18 protein-coding genes are annotated in these 20030 nt (G+C 68.7%); 9 read left to right on the plus strand and 9 right to left on the minus strand.

The features are described from left to right. Positions 1 to 165 precede the first annotated feature (165 nt). On the plus strand, positions 166 to 5937 hold the full coding sequence (locus ABT160_RS31125) for an RHS repeat-associated core domain-containing protein (RefSeq protein WP_351651265.1): 5772 nt from the start codon (positions 166 to 168) through the stop codon (positions 5935 to 5937). Positions 5938 to 6314: 377 nt separating this feature from the next. On the opposite strand, the gene ABT160_RS31130 is transcribed toward ABT160_RS31125, so the two are convergent. Next, the gene (locus ABT160_RS31130; protein ID WP_351651266.1) at positions 6315 to 6983 is read right to left on the minus strand and encodes a DUF6193 family natural product biosynthesis protein; all 669 of its coding nucleotides are present in this window, start codon (positions 6981 to 6983) and stop codon (positions 6315 to 6317) included. Between the two features lie 289 nt (positions 6984 to 7272). Here ABT160_RS31130 and ABT160_RS31135 point away from each other — a divergent pair, with 289 nt between their 5' ends. After that, on the plus strand, positions 7273 to 7659 hold the full coding sequence (locus tag ABT160_RS31135; RefSeq protein ID WP_351651267.1) for a hypothetical protein: 387 nt from the start codon (positions 7273 to 7275) through the stop codon (positions 7657 to 7659). 496 nt (positions 7660 to 8155) lie between these two features. On the opposite strand, the gene ABT160_RS31140 is transcribed toward ABT160_RS31135, so the two are convergent. Further along, positions 8156 to 9016 carry a hypothetical protein gene (locus ABT160_RS31140; protein ID WP_351651268.1) on the minus strand — a complete coding sequence of 287 codons (861 nt, stop codon included), beginning with the start codon at positions 9014 to 9016 and terminating at the stop codon, positions 8156 to 8158. 456 nt (positions 9017 to 9472) lie between these two features. On the opposite strand from ABT160_RS31140, the gene ABT160_RS31145 reads away from it, so the two are divergent. Next, positions 9473 to 10159 (plus strand): DUF4328 domain-containing protein, encoded by a 687-nt coding sequence (locus ABT160_RS31145; protein ID WP_351651269.1) that lies wholly within the window; start codon positions 9473 to 9475, stop codon positions 10157 to 10159. Positions 10160 to 10269: 110 nt separating this feature from the next. On the opposite strand, the gene ABT160_RS31150 is transcribed toward ABT160_RS31145, so the two are convergent. The 3 genes from ABT160_RS31150 to ABT160_RS31160 form a co-directional block, all read right to left on the minus strand. After that, positions 10270 to 10536: a hypothetical protein gene (locus ABT160_RS31150; RefSeq protein WP_351651270.1), complete on the minus strand. Its 267-nt coding sequence runs from the start codon at positions 10534 to 10536 to the stop codon at positions 10270 to 10272. A gap of 428 nt (positions 10537 to 10964) precedes the next feature. After that, entirely contained in the window at positions 10965 to 11561 is a 597-nt protein-coding gene (locus tag ABT160_RS31155; RefSeq protein WP_351651271.1) for a VanZ family protein, read from the minus strand. 472 nt (positions 11562 to 12033) lie between these two features. Further along, complete coding sequence (locus ABT160_RS31160) at positions 12034 to 12195, minus strand: DUF5670 family protein (RefSeq protein WP_351651272.1); 162 nt, start codon at positions 12193 to 12195, stop codon at positions 12034 to 12036. Positions 12196 to 12333: 138 nt separating this feature from the next. On the opposite strand from ABT160_RS31160, the gene ABT160_RS31165 reads away from it, so the two are divergent. Then, on the plus strand, positions 12334 to 12507 hold the full coding sequence (locus ABT160_RS31165; RefSeq protein WP_351651273.1) for a CsbD family protein: 174 nt from the start codon (positions 12334 to 12336) through the stop codon (positions 12505 to 12507). 246 nt (positions 12508 to 12753) lie between these two features. On the opposite strand, the gene ABT160_RS31170 is transcribed toward ABT160_RS31165, so the two are convergent. The 3 genes from ABT160_RS31170 to ABT160_RS31180 are packed head-to-tail and all read right to left on the minus strand — an operon-like array spanning position 12754 to position 15368. Further along, entirely contained in the window at positions 12754 to 13356 is a 603-nt protein-coding gene (locus tag ABT160_RS31170; protein ID WP_351651274.1) for a hypothetical protein, read from the minus strand. After that, a complete protein-coding gene (locus tag ABT160_RS31175; protein WP_351651275.1) occupies positions 13353 to 14621 on the minus strand; it encodes a DUF7224 domain-containing protein in 1269 nt (422 codons plus the stop codon). Before ABT160_RS31175 ends, ABT160_RS31170 begins: the two co-directional genes overlap by 4 nt. A 3-nt stretch (positions 14622 to 14624) precedes the next feature. Then, entirely contained in the window at positions 14625 to 15368 is a 744-nt protein-coding gene (locus ABT160_RS31180) for an ATP-binding cassette domain-containing protein (RefSeq protein ID WP_351651276.1), read from the minus strand. A gap of 344 nt (positions 15369 to 15712) precedes the next feature. Between ABT160_RS31180 and ABT160_RS31185 the strand changes: the two genes are divergently transcribed. After that, positions 15713 to 16021, plus strand: a complete 309-nt coding sequence (locus ABT160_RS31185) for a hypothetical protein (RefSeq protein ID WP_351651277.1) — start codon at positions 15713 to 15715, stop codon at positions 16019 to 16021. Between the two features lie 110 nt (positions 16022 to 16131). Here ABT160_RS31185 and ABT160_RS31190 read toward each other — a convergent pair whose 3' ends face one another. Further along, positions 16132 to 17175, minus strand: coding sequence for a hypothetical protein (locus ABT160_RS31190; RefSeq protein ID WP_351651278.1), 1044 nt, complete (start codon positions 17173 to 17175; stop codon positions 16132 to 16134). 691 nt (positions 17176 to 17866) lie between these two features. On the opposite strand from ABT160_RS31190, the gene ABT160_RS31195 reads away from it, so the two are divergent. From ABT160_RS31195 to ABT160_RS31210, 4 genes are all read left to right on the plus strand, one after another. Next, complete coding sequence (locus ABT160_RS31195; protein ID WP_351651279.1) at positions 17867 to 18391, plus strand: hypothetical protein; 525 nt, start codon at positions 17867 to 17869, stop codon at positions 18389 to 18391. 121 nt (positions 18392 to 18512) lie between these two features. Then, positions 18513 to 18746: a hypothetical protein gene (locus tag ABT160_RS31200; protein WP_351651280.1), complete on the plus strand. Its 234-nt coding sequence runs from the start codon at positions 18513 to 18515 to the stop codon at positions 18744 to 18746. Further along, positions 18743 to 18982 carry a hypothetical protein gene (locus ABT160_RS31205; protein ID WP_351651281.1) on the plus strand — a complete coding sequence of 80 codons (240 nt, stop codon included), beginning with the start codon at positions 18743 to 18745 and terminating at the stop codon, positions 18980 to 18982. The genes ABT160_RS31200 and ABT160_RS31205 overlap by 4 nt, the downstream gene beginning before the upstream one ends. Positions 18983 to 19115: 133 nt before the next feature. After that, positions 19116 to 20030, plus strand: a complete 915-nt coding sequence (locus ABT160_RS31210; RefSeq protein WP_351651282.1) for a transposase family protein — start codon at positions 19116 to 19118, stop codon at positions 20028 to 20030.

The raw sequence follows: 20030 nt of genomic DNA on the forward strand, positions 1-20030 counted from the left end.
GCAGCTGACATCTCGTCGGCTCGGGTGGCAGCCCGGCTAACGCGCCTCCGCGTTGAGGCACTGTCAGAGCGCACTGAGACATCGACGACATGGGCCAACCCAGACGGGAGCCTGACGACAAGTACGGCCGCTGCACCGGTGCGGGTGAAGCGCGACGGGCGCTGGGTGGACATCGACCTCACGCTGCGGCCCACCGGTATGACGGCTGTCGCGCAAGCACACCCGTTGGGGCTTCGGGTCGGCGGTATACCCAACGGCTCGGGCACACCGCTGGTCTCCGTGGGCGACACACACGCGCAGTTGTCGGTGCAGTGGCCGGGCACGCTGACCGCACCGAAGGCGGCAGGCACGCGCGCCGTGTTCGCGAACGCAGCACCGGGCACCGACGTGACGGTGGAGTCCACGCGCGGCGGTTTCACCCAGCAGGTCGTGCTGAAGACCCGGCCCGCAAAGGGCTTCTCCTATCGCCTGCCGCTCAGCGCACAGGGATTGAAGACCAGCCGGAACGAAGCCGGAGATCTGATCCTGACCCGCAAGGACGGCGGGCGCTGGGCAACCATGGCCCTTCCCAAGATCACCGACTCCTCGAAGACGCCGCGCAGCGCGCCAGTTCGGATGGACCTGCAACGCAAGGGAACGACCGACCAACTCGTCATCACCCCCGATCCCGCTTTCCTGACCGACGCCAAAACCGTCTTCCCGCTCACGGTCACCTCGGCGGTGACGGCCGCAGACGCCATGCCGGCCGGCACGACGATGGACTTGGGCAGCACCGGTAGGGGTGCGCCGAAACGTGCCTCGCTGTCCCTGGAGACAGCCGCACTGGCAGGCGCGACGGTGAAGAAGGCAGAGCTGCGCCTCTTCGGCGCCGGCAAGGAGGCCCCAGTAGAAGTCTCCACCCCGGTCAAGAACAAGAAGCCCCTCGCAGCCCTGGCACACCCTGGAGCGAAGGGCTGGCTGTCGGCCGACGTGACCGCGATGGCCCGGCAGTGGGCGTCAGCCAAGACGCCCCAGGCGCAGGTGGCGCTGCGAGTGGCCGACGAAAAGCCCGCCGCCGGACTCACCAAGCTGTCATCCCCGAACGCGGCCGCGAACATCCCCGTACTGTCGGCGACGTACGCGGCTCCGCCGAACCAGGGCTCATGGCGGGAAGCCGGACCGCCGTTCCTCAGCTACGGCGGCACCTACGTGGTCAATACGGTGACACCGCTGCTGCGGGACGCCCTCTCCGACCCGGACGGTGACAAGGTCCGTGCGGTCTTCAAGGTCGAGGACCCCGCTACCGGTGCCCGCATCGGCGACCTCCTCACCTCGGACTACGTCAACTCCGGCCAGGCAGCGTCCGTCACCGTTCCTGCGGGCTTGCTCGTGAGCGGCAAGACCTACAAGTTCCAGACGCAGACCTTCGACGGCAAGACCTCCACGGCCTGGAGCGAGTGGAAGCAGTTCACCGTCGACACCGCGCCGCCGTCGGCACCCGTGTCGATCTCCTCCACGGACTACCCGAGCACCGGCTGGGTCAAGGGCACCGGCCAGGCCGGCACCTTCACCGTCAAGCCCCCGGCCGGCAGCGACCACCACTGGCTCGAATGGACCCTGGACGGCATCACGTGGACCAAGGTCGCTGCGGGCGGCGCGCAGAGCGATGTCACCATCAAGGTGACGCCCCCGCGGGACGGAACGCACACCCTTCAGGTCCGCAGCGTTGACCGGGCCGATAACAAGTCGGAGCCGCTGAGCTACGTCTTCCACGCGGGCACGTCAGGGTTCGTGACCCCGATGGAGGGCGAGCGCACCGCGGGCCGCCTTCCGCTGGCCGTGGAGACACAGGCAGGCAAGTACGACAAGGCGACGTTCTCCTGGCGCCGCTCCGAGGCCGACGCCTGGCAGCAGATCCCGGCCGCCAACGTCACCGCCGACGGTGTCAAGCTGAGCGGCTGGCCCGTCGCACTGAGCGACGGAAAGAACGCACCCCTGGTGTGGAACGCCGCCGAAACCGTCGGCAAGAGCGGCAACGTCCAGATCAAGGCCGACTTCACCGGTCCCGGAGGGGCGACTGGTGCCACTGCCCCGCTCGTCGTCGTCTTCGATGGCGACGGCGACGGCGCCGCCACCACTCAAGTCGGCCCCGGCGAACTCAACCTGCTGACAGGTGACTTCACACAGAGCGCGACTGACGCCTCGTACTTCGGCATGAGCGTGACGCGATCGGTTTCCTCGCGCTCACCCCTCCAGGCCAAGTACGACGAGGACCAGGCGCCGGTCTTCGGCCCGCACTGGCTTTCCGGCACCGTCGCTGAAGCCTCCGGATACAGCCACGTTCGCAAGGTCTCCGACACCGCGGTCGACGTGATGCTGGCGGGTGGTGACGCAATCCACTTCACTGCCAACGCCACCAAGTCGGGATGGATACCTGAAATCGGGTGGGAGGAACTCACCCTCACGGGCAGCGCAGCTGGTCCGGGCGGGTTCACGCTGACGGACACCGACGGCGCCGTCGCCACGTTCTCCAAGCTTGACGCCGCAGCTGGAGCCTGGCAGCTCTCAAGCACCCGGCAGGAAGGCAGGGACAACAGCACCAGCACCGTGGTGTCCGAGACGGTCACCGTCGCCGGCAAGAAGCTGGCCCGCCCCAAGATGCTGATCGCCCCCACCACCGCTGCCACGACCGCGGCCTGCGAGGCCAACCCGGCCACCAAGGGCTGCCGCGTCCTGCAGTTCGACTACGCCACCGCCACCACGGCCAAGGGCGACAAGAACAGCAGCGACTTCGGCGACTTCACCGGACAGGTAAAGCAGTTGCGCCTGTGGTCCAACGGACCCGGTGCCGCGAACGCGACGGCCACCAGCGTCGCCACCTACCGCTACGACAACAGCGGCTTCCTGCGTCAGCAGTGGGACCCGCGTCTGGGTCAGGACACCCAGACCCAGTACGCGTACTTCGAAGACCGCCTTGTGTGGATGGCCGTACCCGGCGAGCAGCCGTACACCTTCTCCTTCGACACGGTGAAGTCCGGCGCGGCCCCCGGTTCAGGCATGCTCATCAAGGTCACCAGAGCGAAGCTGAAGCCGGGCAGCAAGAACGAGACCGAGGGCAACGCCACCACCAGCATCGTCTACGGGACACCCCTGAGTGGTGACAAGGCCCCCTACGACATGGCGGACGTCCGGCACTGGGGCCAGCTGGACAAGCCCACCGACGCCACCGCCGTCTTCCCCGCCGACTCCGTGCCCGTCGCGGCATCCGGACCGAGCCTGAGCAAGGGTGACTACAAGCGCGCCACCGTCCACTACCTCAACGCATCGGGCCGCACGGTCAACACGGCCTCCCCGGGCGGCGGCATCACCACCACCGAGTACGACCGATACGGCAACACCGTGAGGGAACTCTCGGCGGCCAACCGCACCCTGGCCCTGGGCCAGAGCAGCCAGGACAAGCAGACGCTGACCGACCTCGGCATCATCGGCCGCCAATGGCACGAACGCGCCGAACTGCTGTCGACCATCACCGAATACAGCGCTGATGGCACCCGCGAACTGCAGAAGTTCGACCCCCTGCACCGGGTCAAGCTGACCGAGGAGTTCAAGGGCCGCGACGGCCTGACCCTGACCAAGGGCACGTCCGTACCGGCCCGCTCCTGGATGATCAAGAAGTACGACGAGGGACGCCCCACCGACGGCTCGGCCATCGTCAAGGACCAGGTCACCACGACCATCGCGGGCGCACGCGTCCAGAGCGACTACGACACCGTCGCCGAACAGCGCGTCAACCGCATGGAGTACGACTGGGCCAAGGGACTGTCCACCAAGTTCATCCAGGCACTGGGCAGCCTGGACCTCACCACGGAAACCCGCTACGACGCCCAGGGCCGGATCTCCTCACAGATCCAGCCCGGCGCTACCGGCGGCGACGCGACCACCCGTGTGACCAAGTACTGGGAAGCCACCGGCTCGGGCCAGTGCAAGGGCCGGCCCGAATGGGCCGACCTGGTGTGCTGGACCGGACCCGGCGGTGACATATCCGGCGGCGGCGACCAGCCCAAGCAGCTGCCCGGCATCACCAACGAGTACGGCTACTACGGCCTGCCCGCCACGGTGACCGAGACCGCCAACGGCAAAACCCGAACCACAACCGTCTCCTATGACAGTGCCGGACGCCCGTCCAAGACCGCTGTCAGCGACGGCGTCGGCCTGCCCGTACCCGCCGTGGAAAACTTCTACGACCCGGTTTCCGGCAAACCCGTCCGCATCGTGTCAGCAACCGCCGGCACCATCAGCAAGGACTACGACAGCCTCGGCCGCCAGATCTCCTACACCGACGCCGACGGCGGCACGACCACCACGGACTTCGATCTGCTCGGCCGCCCGCTGAAGGTCGCTGACACCTCACCGTCAACGGTCACCTTCACCTACGACCACGAAGCCGAGCCCCGCGGCCTGGCCACGAAGGTCACCGATTCCGTCGCAGGCACCTTCTCAGCCACCTACGACCAAGACGGCTCGGTCAGAACGGAGAAGCTTCCCGGCGGCTACACCCTGAACGTGACCGAGGACACCACCGGCAGCACCGTCTCCCGTTCCTACACGCGCGACAGCGACAACACCACCGTCTACACCGACACCGTGACCGAATCCGTCCACGGCCAGGTCATCGACCACGCAGGCTGGTCCAACCAGACCTACGACTATGACAAGGCCGGACGCCTGGCCGCCACACAGGACACCGTCCAGCAGGTCTGCACCCGCCGGGACTACGCCCTGGACAAGCGCGCCAACCGCACGTGGCTCGGCACCACCACCGCGGCCCCCGGCATGCCCTGCACCGCACAAGGGGTCAAGGAGACCCCCTACAGCTACGACAGCGCCGACCGCCTCATCTCCGACGGTTACAAGTACGACGAGTTCGGCCGCACTACAGCCCTGCCGGGCACCGCCACCACGTACTACGTCAACGACCTCGTCGCCCAGCAGACCACCGGTACCAAGCGACAGAGCTGGACCCTCGATCCGGCCCTCCGCTTCCGCTCCTCCACCACCGCCGCACTCAACGGCACCACGTGGAGCCCCACCAGCACCAAGACCAACCACTACGACGGCGACACCGACAGCCCCCGATGGATCACCGAGGACGCCGCAACCGGAGCATTGACCCGCATGGTCGACTCCGTCTCTGGCAACCTCGCCGCCACGACCAGCAAGACCGGCGACACCACTCTCCAGCTCACCACCATCCACGGAGACGTCGCCCTCCAGCTCCCCCTCGACGCGACCAAGGCACCCACCGCCCTGGACAGCGACGAGTACGGTAACCCCCGTACCGGCCAGGCACCGGCCCGCTACGGATGGCTCGGGGCCAAACAGCGCTCCGCCGAAACACCGAGCAACGTCACCTTGATGGGAGCCCGTCTCTACAACCCGAGCACCGGACGCTTCCTCTCCCTGGACCCCGTACACGGAGGCAATGCCAACGCCTATGAGTACTGCCACGCAGACCCGGTCAACTGCACCGACCTCTCAGGGCAGTACTCCTACAAATGGAGTTTCGACCTCGGGTTCTTCTTCAACTCGGCCAAGTCCGTCTTCGGATGGGTCCGCACACACTTCTGGGTATTCCCCTTCTCAGGCTGCGGTGCCACCCTGTCCAAGGGCGAACGCTGCAACCTCGCATACGGGCTTTTCCCCGTTCGTGTGACAGAGCTCAGCAGCACCTCCTGGAAGTTCATCTCACTCGCCGGTCACATCGAAGGCGCAGGCAAGTGGATCAAGTTCTCGTTCTCGAAGAGCTGGGGCAGAGTCAAACTCACCGTTCAGGCCAGCGGAGCGAACGACAAGTGGTTCCACAAGCATATGGTGACCTCCTTCGGCAACAAGGTCGGCGCCTATACAGGCTGGACCATATTCGCCACCTCCATCAGCCTTTGGGCCCCACGCTGGTGAAAGGCACAGCATGACCATGACCGACCACCTCCGTCCTGATCGCCTGGTCACAGCACTTCTGACGCTCGCCGCGCTCGCGCCGGCAATGCTCACAGCGCTCAGCCTGGGCCCGATAGGGGCTGACCAAACGCTCCGGGCCATGCAAGTGATCAGTCCGGGAAACACACAGGCATCACTGCCCCTCGGGCTGACGCTGGTACTCGTCACTGTGGCCCCCTTTGTCGCGGGGTCTCTAGTGACCATCCGAGCACGCCGCCGCGGTAAGACCAGCGACGAGTCCTGGCGAACCGGACTCCGCGTAGCCTTTGCCATTGGTGCAGGAGCTTTCGTGGCTTCCCTTCCCCTGGCCATAGCTCTCGCTTAGGAGAAAATTAGACTCAGTTAACAGCGCGATGGGCTCCGGCCGGCCGTGAAGGCCAGTCGGGGCCCATCACCTGTGCGGCCCCCGCGCACGGCGGGCAGACCTTATTGCCCAGGGCGATGACGGGCCGGGCTCGTGGATGGACGCTGGTGCTGAATCCCAGCACCCAGTGGCTGGTGAACGCCGAAAGCCGCCGCAGTCTCGGCTCCGCGTACGCGGCCCGCACCAGCTCCCCGAACGCGGCAAACGACTCCTCCTCCGCGGCCTGGTCGTGCAGCATCTGCCATTGCAGAGCGAGGACTGCCTCCAGGCCCTGCTCGTGCGCGAGCGCGAGCTTGGAGGAGTAGGTGCCAGGGAACTGGGCGTGCAGATGGGACAGCGCAACCCCCTGCCCCCAGGCTGCGGCCAGGCGCACCACGTTCCCCAGGCCGGTCACCGTCCCGGACACGAGCTCCACACCACGACCCGGCCCCATGCCCGTGGTGAAGAACGTCCGCTCTTTCGCACTGAGCTCTACCTGCAGCGGATCACGCACGACGGCTCCGTCCTGTCCCTCCCAGCGGATCCGAGCCCCGGCGCCGTCCGCCTCCACCGTCACGTTCACGCCCAGCTCCGCGCCCGCCTGGCGCAACGCGGGAACCAGGCCTCCGGCAGCCACTACATCGGGAATGAGATCACGATCCATCCCCTCAGTGTGCCTGGCGTCTGCGAGGTCTCCCCCCGGGTCTGTTCCTTCGGTCGGCTGCTTCGATCTGCCGGATCACCCGTGAGCGCTGAGGCAGCCGTGAGCAGCGCGCGGATACAGGACGCGGGCAGGCGCGCGGCCCGCGGGATCCAGCGAGGTATTGTCGCTGTTCAACTGGCTCTGCTCGCGCTGTAGCCGTAAGTCAACCGGCCGGCCTGGCCGGCGGCGTCGTGTGCGGCGCAGACGTGGACGGGAGCCGTGCAGCCCCTGCCACCTTCCAGGAAGCACCATGCCCGTCATCCCGATCACGCCCCGGCACCTGAACGACGCCGAAAGCGCCGTTCTGGGCAAGATCTTGTCCGTGGACTTGCCCTGGGCTGGGGCGTTGCGCGCGCAGGTGGAGACCTGCCAGGTCGTCTCCCAGTGGGCCTCGGACTCGGTCAGCGTCGACATCGAACCGACCACCGCGACCGTCCCTGCCACCGGCGTTGGTGACGGAGTTCTGCACGTGGTCGGCGCGGTGCGAGCGCTGCCCGGGGCCGAGATGCCGTTCGAGGGAGAGATCCTCATCTGGGTTGGCAACGGTTTCCTGGCCGGGATCGAGTACGCCTGGTACGGCGAGGAGATGCCCACGGCCCTGCCGTCACCGGAGCGGATCGAGATCGAGATCGAGTGAGGTGGGACCGGGCTGCGGAGGAGCCCTGGGATGCGCGGCTCAGGTACCGGATGCTGTTTCGGGCCACCGGACCCGGCGACCTACCGCTCGCCCGGGTCATGGACTCCCACCGGATCGGATTGCACGTGGCCCGTGACGACCGCCGGGTCGGCGGGGTGGCGAACCTGGGGCCATCTCGACCTGTACCCGACGCCCACCGCCCTCGACCAGCCGCTGCTGCTGTTCCTCACCAACGCATGCAACGGCGCCGCCCGGGAGCGAGTCGTCCTGGGCGGGCCTTCCCGGCCACCGCGTGCTGCTCCCCGACGCGAACCACTGGGCGCTGACCGGCTACGGCTGACTCGTCCCCCGACTCCAGACTTCCGGCCTCGTGTAAACCCAGGCCACCAGAGCGATCTCGCACCGGGTGTCCAGAACCGCCGTCGGGCGCCGGAGGGTGATTGCGCGGTGCTTGCTGTCTCCTGCGGTGGTCGGCTGGTTGGTAGGTGACGGGTGGTCAGCGCTTGTGCAGTTCGTACAGGTGCCCGCTGTCCGGGTCCCCGACGTAGTGGTGGAGCGTGATGTCGCTGTTGGTGCCGCCGACCTCCCAGTCGCGCGTGGTGCACCTGGCGACGCTGAAGTTCAGCGTGAGGTCCTGGTAGGCGCGTGGCTGGCCGAGCGCCCATGTGCCGCTGCCCGTGCACGTGCCGCTGTGCTTGTCCAGGGAGTAGGTGTTGATGCTCTCGGCCTGGAGCGTTCCGTCGCGGGTGAAGGTGACGGTCCCGCCGTTCCCGTCCGACCATGTCCCGACAAGAGTGGCCGGTTGCAGCGTCGGCGGGTGGTAACGCGGCAGCACACCGGACGCTGAGACAACCAGCCCCAGCACGGCGGTGGTCAGGGCCGCGAAGGTACCCCACAGCGCGGTGTCCGCTGCGGCGAAGGGCCGACGGGAGCGGCTGGCGAGGGCGGGCACGGCCACCGCGAGCGTCGTCACCAGCCAGGTGAGCGCGAACGTCGACGGCTCGCGTACTCCGGCGAGCGCGCCGATCCAGCCCACTGCCGCCAGGCAGAGGACGGCGGCCACCGCCACGGGCCCCCACCATCTGGCCCACGCCGGATGGCGCCGGCCCAGCCATGTGCTGATCCAGACCGCAGGCAGCACCAGCACGTGCGAGACGACCCATCCGAAGAACGCGCCCACCACCAGGAAGACGGGCAGGAACAGCATGCCGGGGACGCCACTGCCCGCCATGCTGGGGGAGGGCTGGGTGTCCGCGTAGAGCCGCTGTGTGGTCGTGGCGAGGACCGCCTCGACGAACAGCACGCTCATCGAGAGCATCAGCAGACTCCCGTAATCCCTGTCCTGGTCCTCGCGCACCTTCACGCCCCCCTTGACGCAGCCTGACCGGCATACTGCCACACGAATTGAACACGTTCAAAGCATGATGCGGCTGCTGCTCCAGCACGGCACACGAGCCGGAGAGAACTGCTCCGTATCCCCGTAGCCGACTCCGGGCGGCGAAGTGAGCTTCGGACCGGACGGCATCCGTCGAGACGCCTGCCCCGTACCTCACCGGAGGCGCAACTCTGGCACGGACAGCAGCCGTTGTTGACGGCAGCCCGCCACCCGCGTAGATCCGAGGCGCATCGCGGGCAGTGATCGACCCCGGACCTGCCCGGAGCCCGACACACAGCAGCAGCCCCCTGACCTGCCGCGTCGACCGGACGATCTGCGCGAAATGGATTTGTTCACGGCGGCGTGTGTGACGTACGGTCCTGCGGCACCCCGCCGGAGCGATCGCGGGGTCTTTCACATTCCTGGGGGGATGCACCAATGACCAATCAGCCCTACCCCGTCATGCCGCCACCGGCCGCGGCCCTGCGCCCTTTGAAGGGGCTCGCCACAGCCGCCAGCGTGCTGCTCGGGCTGGCCGCCGCCGCCGACCTCTTCGCGCTCTACGCCGGCACCGTCATGCACAACGTGAGCGGCGACCTCCTCACCGCCAGCGAGGACCGCATCGACGCGGCCGACAGCCTCTACAGCCTGGCCGGCAACCTTCAGCTGCTCACCATCGCGGCCACCGCGGTGGTGTTCCTGATCTGGTTCTACCGGGCACGCTGCAACGCGGAGGTGTTCGCGCAGGACGTGTGCACCCGGGGCAGGGGCTGGGCCATCGGCGCCTGGTTCATCCCGATCGGCAACCTGTGGCTCCCCGCCGCGGTCGCAAGGGAGATCTGGACCGCGAGCGCGCAGACCGCGCCGGACGGATCGTGGCGCGAGGTCTCCCGGCGGCCCCTCAACCTGTGGTGGGGCACCTGGGTCGGCGCGCTGGTCCTGGCCAGGATCGGCATGACCATGCAGTCCAACGCCACCACCCCGCAGGCCCTCCAGCGCGCCGTGGACGTGACCATGGCCGCCGACGCCCTGACCTTCGCGGCCGCCCTCCTGGCCATCGTCTTCGTCCGCAAGCTCACCGCGATGCAGGACCCCACCGCCCTCCCGGCACCGGCCACCATCTGAGATCCGGACGGGCTGAAACCCGGGTCTGAACGGGCGGGAAGCGCGTCACCGGTGAAGAACAAGGGCCGGACTGGTGCGGCCACCAGTCCGGCCCGAACTGTCACAGAGTGTCAGCGCCACGGGGGCGGAATGTTGGCCACCTGCTTGAGCAGGTCCCATCCGGCCGGCCGGAACTTCGGGTCGTGCCACAGTTTGCCGCTCGCCACCCAGTACCCGCGCAGCTGGCGAACCTGCGTCACGTTGTCATCGCCGATACCGGATTCGTTGTAGCAGCAAGGGCAAATCACGTACTCCGGCACACCGTGCTTGAACACGGCCTCGCCGTCGTCGTAGCCGCAGATCCGGCAGGCAGTCTCGGTCTCATCGTCATTGTCCATCGCGCCTTCACTCTACTTCGGGTATGGCAGACGCGGACATATGGGTGCATCGTCGCGGCCAGTCCTGGGAACGCTGACGACTTCTGCGGTGAGCTGATCGCGGAGACCGGCTACTTCCGGTTGCACCTGCAGGCCATCGACAAGAGGGCCCTGTGGACGAAGACCGGTGAGCGACTGAGCACCCGTTCGTGTCGTGTTACCCGCCGTACTCCATCAAGGCCGGAGCCTCGAACTCGTAGGCCGCTGGCGCCTTTTCCTCCTGATCTACCGTGCCGCGCTCCTGTCCGGCACGAGCGCCCTTGGCGTCGGCGTCGCTCGCTGAGGAGTCCGGGTCCGGTCCCGTGATCGTTGCAGTCCACCCGGCAGAGCGCGAGGGCTCGGGCTGTGACCTGGGCCCGGTCAGGGTGGGGCAAGGCGCTCCGTGGGTTCTATGCGTCGCGGGACAGCCCTGCCCGGGCGGATGTGCGTGTGTGCCGGGGCCGCCCTGGGCCGCGCCGTGGCGAGATGATGGTCATGGCAGCCCGGGCGAGCAGACAGCCGATGCCGCCGCCGAGGCTGTTGAGCAGGACGTCGTCGATGTCGACGACGCGGCCGACGTTCATCAGGAACTGGCCCGTCTCGATGATCACGCTGAAGGCTGTGCAGGTCCCGAAGGCGATCCAGGTCGGGATGGTGCGGGCCAGGAAGGTGCCGAGCGCGCCCAGGGGCAGGAACATCGCCGCGTTGGCGATCTGGAGCCGCACGGCCATGCGGCGCTCTTCGGGCAGCATGCCCCGCCCCCCATCCAGAAGGCCTTCGCCTGGGCGCAGCGATGTGGTGTGGTCGCCGCTGCCGATGGCCTGGGTGGGGATCAGGGTGGCGGCCAGGATGAAGAGCAGCAGGAGGACGAACAGGACGGTGGCTGCCTTGTAGGCATGGTCGGGCTGCCGGGCGCTCCAGGCGGCGAACGCGGCGCTCAGGGCCGCGGAGAGGGCGATGAACGTCGCGACTGTCAGCGGGGTTACGTAGAAGATGAGTTGCCACATGGTCTTTCCGGCGGGACGGCGAGGCCGGGGCGGCACGGTGCGTGCCGACCGGAGGGGACCAGGAGGCTAGCAGCGCCACTTGGTGACGAAAGTGGAGCCGTCGTACTGCAAGGCGCCGCGGTTGCAGGCTTCGTTGGACGTGCCGCCGACGTAGCCGCATCTCTCGACGTACTTGTTCTGGGCGGTGACACCGCCTCCGTGCGCCACGTCGGCGACAGGCCGGGGCGGCGTCGTCCCCGGCCTCCCGGGCACAGCAGTGAAAGGCAGTGCCTGTCCCCGCAGGAGAAAAGCCGGCCTGTGCGGATGGAGGCGTGGGTTTCCCTTGCTGGCCGCACAGACCGGCTCACGAGCCGCCTACCCGGACCCTCCACCCGCACACGGGACCAAAGACGTAAATAGCGCAAAGCATGCGTGTGGGGGCGGCCGCGCCCGAAGGTGGCCGCCCCCACACGCATGTGCGGACGTATCCGCGTTACCAGCGATACCAGCGGGCGCTGCCGCCCTTGGGCCGGGCAACGAACCCGATCAGCCAGACCACGAGCACGATCACCGCGATCCACCACAGTGCCTTCAGCGCGAAACCGGCACCGAAGAGAATCAGGGCGAGCAGAAGAACCAGAAGCAGGGGAACCATAGTTATCAACCTCCAGGGCTCCGAGTGCCCCGCAATTCCACGTCCAATCGCCGCTGATCACCTTGTTTACAGCCAGCCGGTCCGGGCACCAGGGGGTGTACCGATCATGATCCGTACAGCGTTGAGGAGGCGTATTCCATGAGCGCCAGCGAGAAGGCCAAGGCCACCACGGAGCAGGCCAAGGGCAAGACCAAGGAGACCCTGGGCAACGCCGTGGGCAACGAGCGGATGACCGCCGAAGGCAAGATCGAGCAGAGTAAGGGCGAGGCTCGCGCGGCCAAGGAAAAGGCCAGCGACGCCTTCAAACGCTGACTCACCAGCACACGCGACAGAGTAAAAGGAATGGCCTCCCCGAGTTCTTGGGGAGGCCATTTACGTGAAGTACTGGCCCACGCACCCGCCGGCGACGAAGACCAGCCAGCAGGCTCTACCGGCACCGCCTCACCGGTGGGCCACTCGCACCATGTGCTCTGCCGTCGAATAGCGAGAGCCCCGCACTCTTTCTCCAAGACCACTGCCAGGGGCCGACGCACGCCCACCCTCAGGTCCGCTCCGGGGTCAGCGGGCTGCCTGGGGGTTCCAGGGCTGGCGCTGCCAGGTGAGGGCCGCGATGGTTCCGGTGGCGAGGATGGTGAGGGCGGCGGTGAGGGCGGGGGCGGAGTTGGGCGGGTAGAGGATCCAGGCCCAGGGTTCGGGCTGGCCGCCCTGGGCCCATCCTGCGCCCGCGCAGATCAGCGGGACGGCGCAGATCGCAGCGCCGGCCAGGCGGTGGCCGAGGAAGGGGTACAGGAGCAGGGCCAGGCCGAGGTAGCCGGTCGTGTTCCTGCCCAGGGTCAGGGCGATGCTGTCCGGCGCGAGGGTGTGCACCACGCCGGCGGCGGCCAGGGCCAGCGCGGCGGTAGTCAGGGCGAGGGCGACGTCCCAGCGGCGGACGGGGCGTATGGCGACGCTCTCGGAGGCGGTGTCGCCGCGGCCGGTGCCGAACAGGAACACCACGGCGGGTGTGAGGGTGAGCAGGTGGCCGAGCAGGAACCGGCCGGACTGCCCGGTCAGCGCGGGCACCGGGAGTTCGGCATCACCGATGAGCAGGCCGAGGAGCATCGTTCCGCCGAGCGCGGCGAGCAGGCCCGGAGCCGTACGGACTTTGAGCCACCAGGTCACGACGCGCTCCCCTTGGGCGCGAGCTGGGGCTGGACGCCGCAGGAGCTCAGGGCGCTCAGGTTCGTGCGGTACCAGGCAAGCTGGACGTCGCGGGGCTGCTTCAGGACGGGCTGGACGACGGCGAAGTCCTGGGGGCCGAAGCGGCCGGCGACGCTGTCGGCGGGCTCTCCGGCGGTGGCGTACAGCCAGGCGGTGAGCGGGATCATCGCGTTACCGCCGGGGTAGGGCTGGCCGTCGCGGGCGCACTGCGGCGGCTCGGTGGGCAGGAGCCCGGAGGCGACGCCGCCGGGGATGTCGGCGGGGCGGGGGTTGGTGGCGATGCCGAGCTTGGCAGCGCCGGCCGCGGGATGGGCGGCCATGGTCAGGGTCGTCGGTACGGTCAGGCCTGCCTGGGTGAGGCGGGTCACCGCCGCCCGGGTCTGACGTGCGACTCCGGTGGGGTCTTCGACTTCCGGCCACAGGCAGATGCGGGGCGCCTCCCCCTGGCACTGCAGGGCGCTGGTGGGGCGGGCGGTGACGGGGTCGGGTCCGAGGTCGCGGGCGAGGTAGCCGGCGCCCGCGATCCCGGCGGCGGTCACGACGGCGGCCGCGGCCAGGGTGACCGTGCGGCCGCGCAGCTGGATGAGGAGCAGCGCGCTGATGATCACGGCGCCGGTGAACACCAGCGGTGCGGCCAGGGCGCGGGCATCGACCTGGCCGTCGGCGGCGCAGCAGTTGTCCAGGGCGCCGCCGAGTAGGTGGCGCATCCAGAAGATGCTCCAGGAGGAGGGGTAGGCGCCTGCGAAGAAGCTGCCGATCAGGGCCAGCGGCACGGCTAGGACCGCGGACAGAACGCGGCCGACGATGTAGCCGACCAAGGTGTTGGCCAGCAGGACCCCGAGGATCACCGTCAGGATCCCGGGGTGCGGCAGGCCGGGGCCGACGTCGGCGGCGCTGGCGGCGGCGAAGAGCGCGGCGAGCATGCCCAGCAGCCCCATGACCGCCACCGGCAGCAGGACCGGCAGGCTGATGGCCAGCTGGCTACGGACCGGCGCCTGGTCGAAGACGCGCCCGCGGTGCAGGCGGGCTCCCTCCCACGCAGCGACAGCGGCGCAGGCGGCGCTGACGAAGGGCAGCGTGAACGTGGACGTGCCGGTCACCGACAGCCAGTAGTGCGCGGTCACCCAGCTGGACAGGTCATCGTTGAGGGCGATCAGGACGAAGCCGAGGAGGAAGGGCAGCAGGTAGGTGGCCGCCGAGGAACGGATCAGGGTGCGCAGCAGCATCGCTCAGACCTCCCGGCCCACGAGCTGGGCGTAGGCGGCCTCGGCCTGCTCGCGCGGCGACTGGGTGGGCACGGCCAGGGCGTGGAAGTCACCGGATGTGCCCTGGAAGCGCACCGTGCCGCGGTCCAGGACGACGACCTGCTGGTAGAGGTCGGCGAGATCCTCGGTCTGGTGGGTGGAGACCACCACCTGCACGCTGACGCTCAGTTCCTCGACCAGGGTGCGGAAGACGGCGCGCTGCTGGGGATCCAGGCCGGCGGTCGGCTCGTCCATCAAGATCACGTCGCTGCGGTGGGTCAGGGCCCCGGCGATGCCCATGCGGCGCAGCTGACCGCCGGAGACCTGATGGCTCTTGCGCCCGGCCAGCTCACTCAGCCCGACCCGCGCCACGGCCTGCCCGGAGGCCTCCCAGGCGGCGGTGCGGGACAGGCCCTTGAGCCAGCCCGCGTACGCGACCTGCTCGCGCACCGTAAGCCCGGGGACCGCGGTGATCTGCTGCGGGATCCAGGCCACGGCCCGCCGGTAGGCGGTGCGGTCGCGGCGGCCGGTGGAGGAGAGGTTCCTCCAGGTGACCGTGCCGCGTGCGGGCCGCAGCTGGGAGGCGGCGAGCGCCATCAGGGTCGACTTACCCGCTCCGTTGGGGCCCAGCAGGACCGTGGAGGGGGCGTCGAGGCGGAGGTCGAGGCCGTCGAGCACCGGAGTCTTGCGGTTGTATCGGAAGCCGATATCGCTGAACTGCAGAGCCATGACGCAGAGCGTAATCCGCCACCCGACAGCCCAGGAGCCGCCTGGTGAAGAGGAGTTGGGGCAGGAGCGCACTGTCGCCCTCTACTGCGTTGTTGCCCTCTCCTCAGGCGCACATCACGCGCCTGACGCGGGAAAGGACCGGGCAGGCCGCGCCCAGGCGCAGGCCGAGGACAAGCCGAGCGCCTCTGGCTGTCCCGGCGGGCTGCCTGGTCCAACCGCCCTACGGGACACGACCCGAGCAGCTACCGTCGAACACGCACCAGGAGAGCATCCGGCCGCGGGAGTCCGCGCGGGCCGCCCTGCCGTCGTGGGTGGCACACCATCACTGGCAGGAAGGGTCCGGCATGGAACGCAGCTGGCGGCTGATGCATGGGGACACACTGGTGGGTGAGCTACGCCTCGACGGAGTCGACCAGCCCTGGTTCCTGTGCCACTTCACGGCCGGGCCTGGCTGGGAGGAGGTCCGTGCGCTGTTCGAAGGCTGGGATTCGCTGTCCGGTCCCGATCCGGACGGGCAGCGCAACAGTGCGTACATCAAGCCATTGATGGCCCTGGGGATGACGCTCGTCGACGAGATAGACGGCCGGACCTTACCCCTCTTCCACCAGTGCATTGTTCGCATCGGCGGCCAGAGGGCGCGCGTACGCTGCTGATGTGCCGGGGTGGCCTTGGACGGCAGGGCCGGTGATCGTCCAGTTCCGCTCCGGCCAGGCACGGCCCCTCAGCAGGAACCCGGTGACGGTTGCGACTCCATCACCACCCCCTATGCGGGCTGCCGCACGTCCGGCCGCCGTGCCGCCAGTGCCCCGGCCATGCGGTCGAACGCCTTCGCCTTCCCCGCGAAGAGCAGCGTGTTCTCCCCTGCGTGGCATTCGCCGATGACGTACGGCTCGATGGAGCGTCCGGCATGGATGTAGGGGAAGGGGTCGGTACGCCGTTGTCGGCGGACCCGGACCAGGGACAAGTCGTTGGGCAGAGGACGGCAGCCCACGCGCCCGGTGGGATCAGTGCTCATGGCCAGTGCGTCCGGCCGGACCACCAGGTAGGGGAAGCCCGCGTAGCGGGATTCGCCGGGGATGCTGACCGCGATGACCTGCTCGGCGGGGCCGTGAAGGGGCGTGACGCGGATGCTGTCGCCACGTCGGCGTTCCCTGCGGGCGAGGAATGGCCAGCAGAGGAGCACCAGGAGGAGCCCGGCGGTGTAGGCCGCCCCCGCGCCACGCAGGGCCTGGCCGACGGTGACCGGGCCCTGACCGGCCCAGACGCCCACGAAGACCGCGGTGACGATACCCACTGTGCCGATCAGGCCCACCTGCCACGGAGCCGCCGCCCTGTGCGCGGCGCCGCGTGCCAGCCACCACCATCCGCAGGCGAGGACGGCGAGCCCGCCAGGGAACAATCCTGCCGCCCAGCCCATCGCCGTACCCCAACTCCCCACAGGTGTACGGGCAGTGTCGTAGGAGCGGTTGCCGGTGACCACCGTACGCACGTCACCGCGCCAGGAATACAGGGCGATGGAATCGCCCCGGTGCGCGCGGTCCGTGAAAGCGTGAGCGTTCTTCAGGGCGATCCACCGCACTGCCCCGCCCGGACCGGGCACAGCGACCGAGTAGGCCGGGTTCTTGTGACTGTCCTGCCGGGTCCAGCTGATCACACTGTCGCTACGGCTGATGCACTCCGGGCCACCGGCAGCGGGCGCGGAGGGGCAGGGCACGGCCCGTTGGAAGGCGGCCTCGCTCCGCTCACCGGCCGCGACCGGCACGAGCAACAGCCACAGGGCGACCCCCATGACGACCAGTCCGGCCATACAGGCCGCGAGCGCCCCGCTGCGCTCGCGGCGCGGGAGTCTTCCGCTGCCGGCGCCAGTCCCGTCAGGAGGTCCGCTTGCTATGCCCATGCCCGAATTATTTCACGGCTGATGGTATGAAATGTCCGCATGATCCATGGCGTGAGTGCATGCGGGGGCGTTACGAGCTCGTGCACGCCAGGGTGAGGTGGTTCCCGCGCGACCTGTTCGTGGACAACTGCCATCCCTGACGTGCCTCGCCGGCGCTGTGTCGCTGCGGCGTTCAGGCGCTCGACGCGGCTGGACAAGTGCCTCGGCTACAGGGAGGAAGCGAGAGCGGGGCGTCTGGACCATCGACTTGTGGTGACGACCCGAGACCGACAAGGGATGCCAGACGTCGAAGCTGAGCCCTCTTGCCACCAACTGTTGACCTCGGCGATCAGCTTTCGACGCGGCGGTGCAGCTACTTCAGCTGGTAGCGGGCCGCTCGGGGACGTGGGGCCCAGACGCCGAAGCGGGCCGGGGCCTGGACCGGGCGAGGCCCCCGCGACGAGTCCTCCTGGCCCCGTTGGCGGCTGACCGTTCAGCTTGGGGAGCGATGGCGGCGTGTCACGGGGGCGACGGCACGTGTTGGGTCGGCCCGCAGGGCGGTGTGCCGGGACGGTCCATATTTCCAGGCACGCTCGAGAGCCGTGCTGGCATCGTATGAACCATGGAAGCGATAGACGACACAACCGAACCTGACAGCCCATTCCACGGCACCTATCCGCCCCTGGTGGAGGCAGCGTGGCTGTATCAGGCGGAGCAAGTGTGTCTGGAAGACCTGCCGATGACTGCTGCCCAGGCACTCGCCACGGGAATGGACACGCCGGCCCTGTGCGAGCTCGCCGGACTGGCGCGTCACGAGGACCCCCGGGACATCCGCGACGCGTTCGAGCGGGCCCTCGAGGAATTGGGGATCCTGCTGCCCTCTCACAACCTGTCCCGGCGATACGCGCTGAGCAGGCTAGCCTCGCGATTCACCGCCGGCGAGGTCGACCTGGCCGAGTTGGTATCGGACGAGTGGTCGCAGGTGCGGGTCGAGACTGCTCAGGAGCAAGCATTCGTAGCGCTGCTCCCGCCGTGCGCGTGTTGCATCGAGTTCACGCTGGGACTCGACGAGGCGGCATGGGAAGCACAACTGCGGATCGCGGCCTGCGCCTTGGTCTCGCAACCCGCGGTCGGGCCGCGCTTGTGACGAGTGAGGTCATCCTCCGCCCAGCAACCCCGGTGCGCGCGGAGGAGGTGTTCCACGGGGCAGGGGCTACTTCCGCATGCCGCAGTCCGCCGACGGACACCGCCTGGCGTGCCGTTGCCCAATGAACGCCCCCCAGCACCTGCTGCGCCAGGCGGCCCTGGCACAGAAGGTGACCGAGGTCGGCAAGGAGAAGGCGAACGGTGTGCCCAGGGTCCACTACCGCGGCACCCTGGGCCGCGACGCCCTCACGCTGCGCGCGGCCAGTGACTTCCGCACCAAGCTGGACCAGCCGTTCGGGCCCACGAACAACGCCCCGATCACCGCGCATGTCTGGGTCGAGGCGGGGGCCGGGTGACGCGCACGACGTTCGCCTCGACCCTGCCGGGCATGGGCAGCACGGTGACGAAGAACCTCACCCACCTCGGCAAGCCCCTCGTCCCTCCCGCCGTGCCGAAGGACGCCACAGACGTCGCGGCTTCGATGGCCAAGGGCGCATTCACCGGCTCGACCGCCAACCGCACTTCCCATCAGGCCACCTCGGTTCAGGTCTCCGTTCGGCGAGCCTGCTCGTTCGGCGTGGCGGGTCGATGACCGTGGCCAGGTACTGGTCCGACGAACAGGCTGCGAGGGCGCCAGCCATCCCCGCCGATGAACTCCGCGACCCGGCTGACAGCTTACGAGTTGGTGCGTGATAGCGGGTGGGCATGCTCTGCTGGTGAGGGGCATGGTGGATCGTGCGGTCTTGACGCATCCGTTGTTCACGGGCGTCTCGCAGGCGCATTTGGCATCCCTGGTGGCGGAGTTGGCACGGCCGTGGGTGGTCGCGGTTGAAGGCCGTCGGCACCAGGCTCGGGGCGGTGCGAGGAAACGGGCGCCAGGAGCCGGTGCCACGCATCAGCTGGTGTTCGTGGACCGGCTTGTCGCCACCCTCATCCACCTGCGTCACGACCTCCCGCACGCAATCCTGGCTCTCCTTTACGAAGTGGACCGTTCCACCATGACCCGGGCGATCGGTGAGGTGCGCCATCTGCTGGCCGGGAGAGGATGTGCCGTCCCGGACCGGCCCGGACTGCGACTGCGGACCCTGGAAGACGTCTTCGCCTACGCCCAGGCCGAAGGGGTCCGGCTGCGGCTGGACGCCACCGAGGTCCAGGTCCGCAGACCCACCGCGGGCCGGGGCGGCCGGCGGGCATTCGTCTCAGGCAAGAAGAAGCAGAACACCATGAAAGCCACCGTCATCGCCGACCATCTCGGCCGCACCCTGTGGACCGACGCCCTGCGACCGGGCCGCATGCACGACGCCACCGCCGCCCGCACAGCCGGCATCACCCACTGCTTCCACACCTTCGACCACGTCGAGGTCCTCCTCGACGACGGCTACCTCGGCCTGAGCAGAGACCACCGGGGCCAAGCCCTCACCCAGCCACGCAAGCTACGGCCAGGCGCGACACTTCCCTTCATCGAGCACAACGAACGCCAGCGACACGAGCACTCCTCCAGGCGGATCACCGTCGAGCACGCCCTCGCCAATCACAAACGCTGGAAACAACTCCAGCGCTGGACCCACCGCCGCGACCGTCTCCCCGACACCTACCAAGCCATCGCCGCCCTCGTCTCCGACCGCAACATCACCGACTGA

It is taken from the genome of Streptomyces sp. NPDC001941, from assembly GCF_040296945.1.
Taxonomy (GTDB): Bacteria; Actinomycetota; Actinomycetes; order Streptomycetales; family Streptomycetaceae; genus Streptomyces.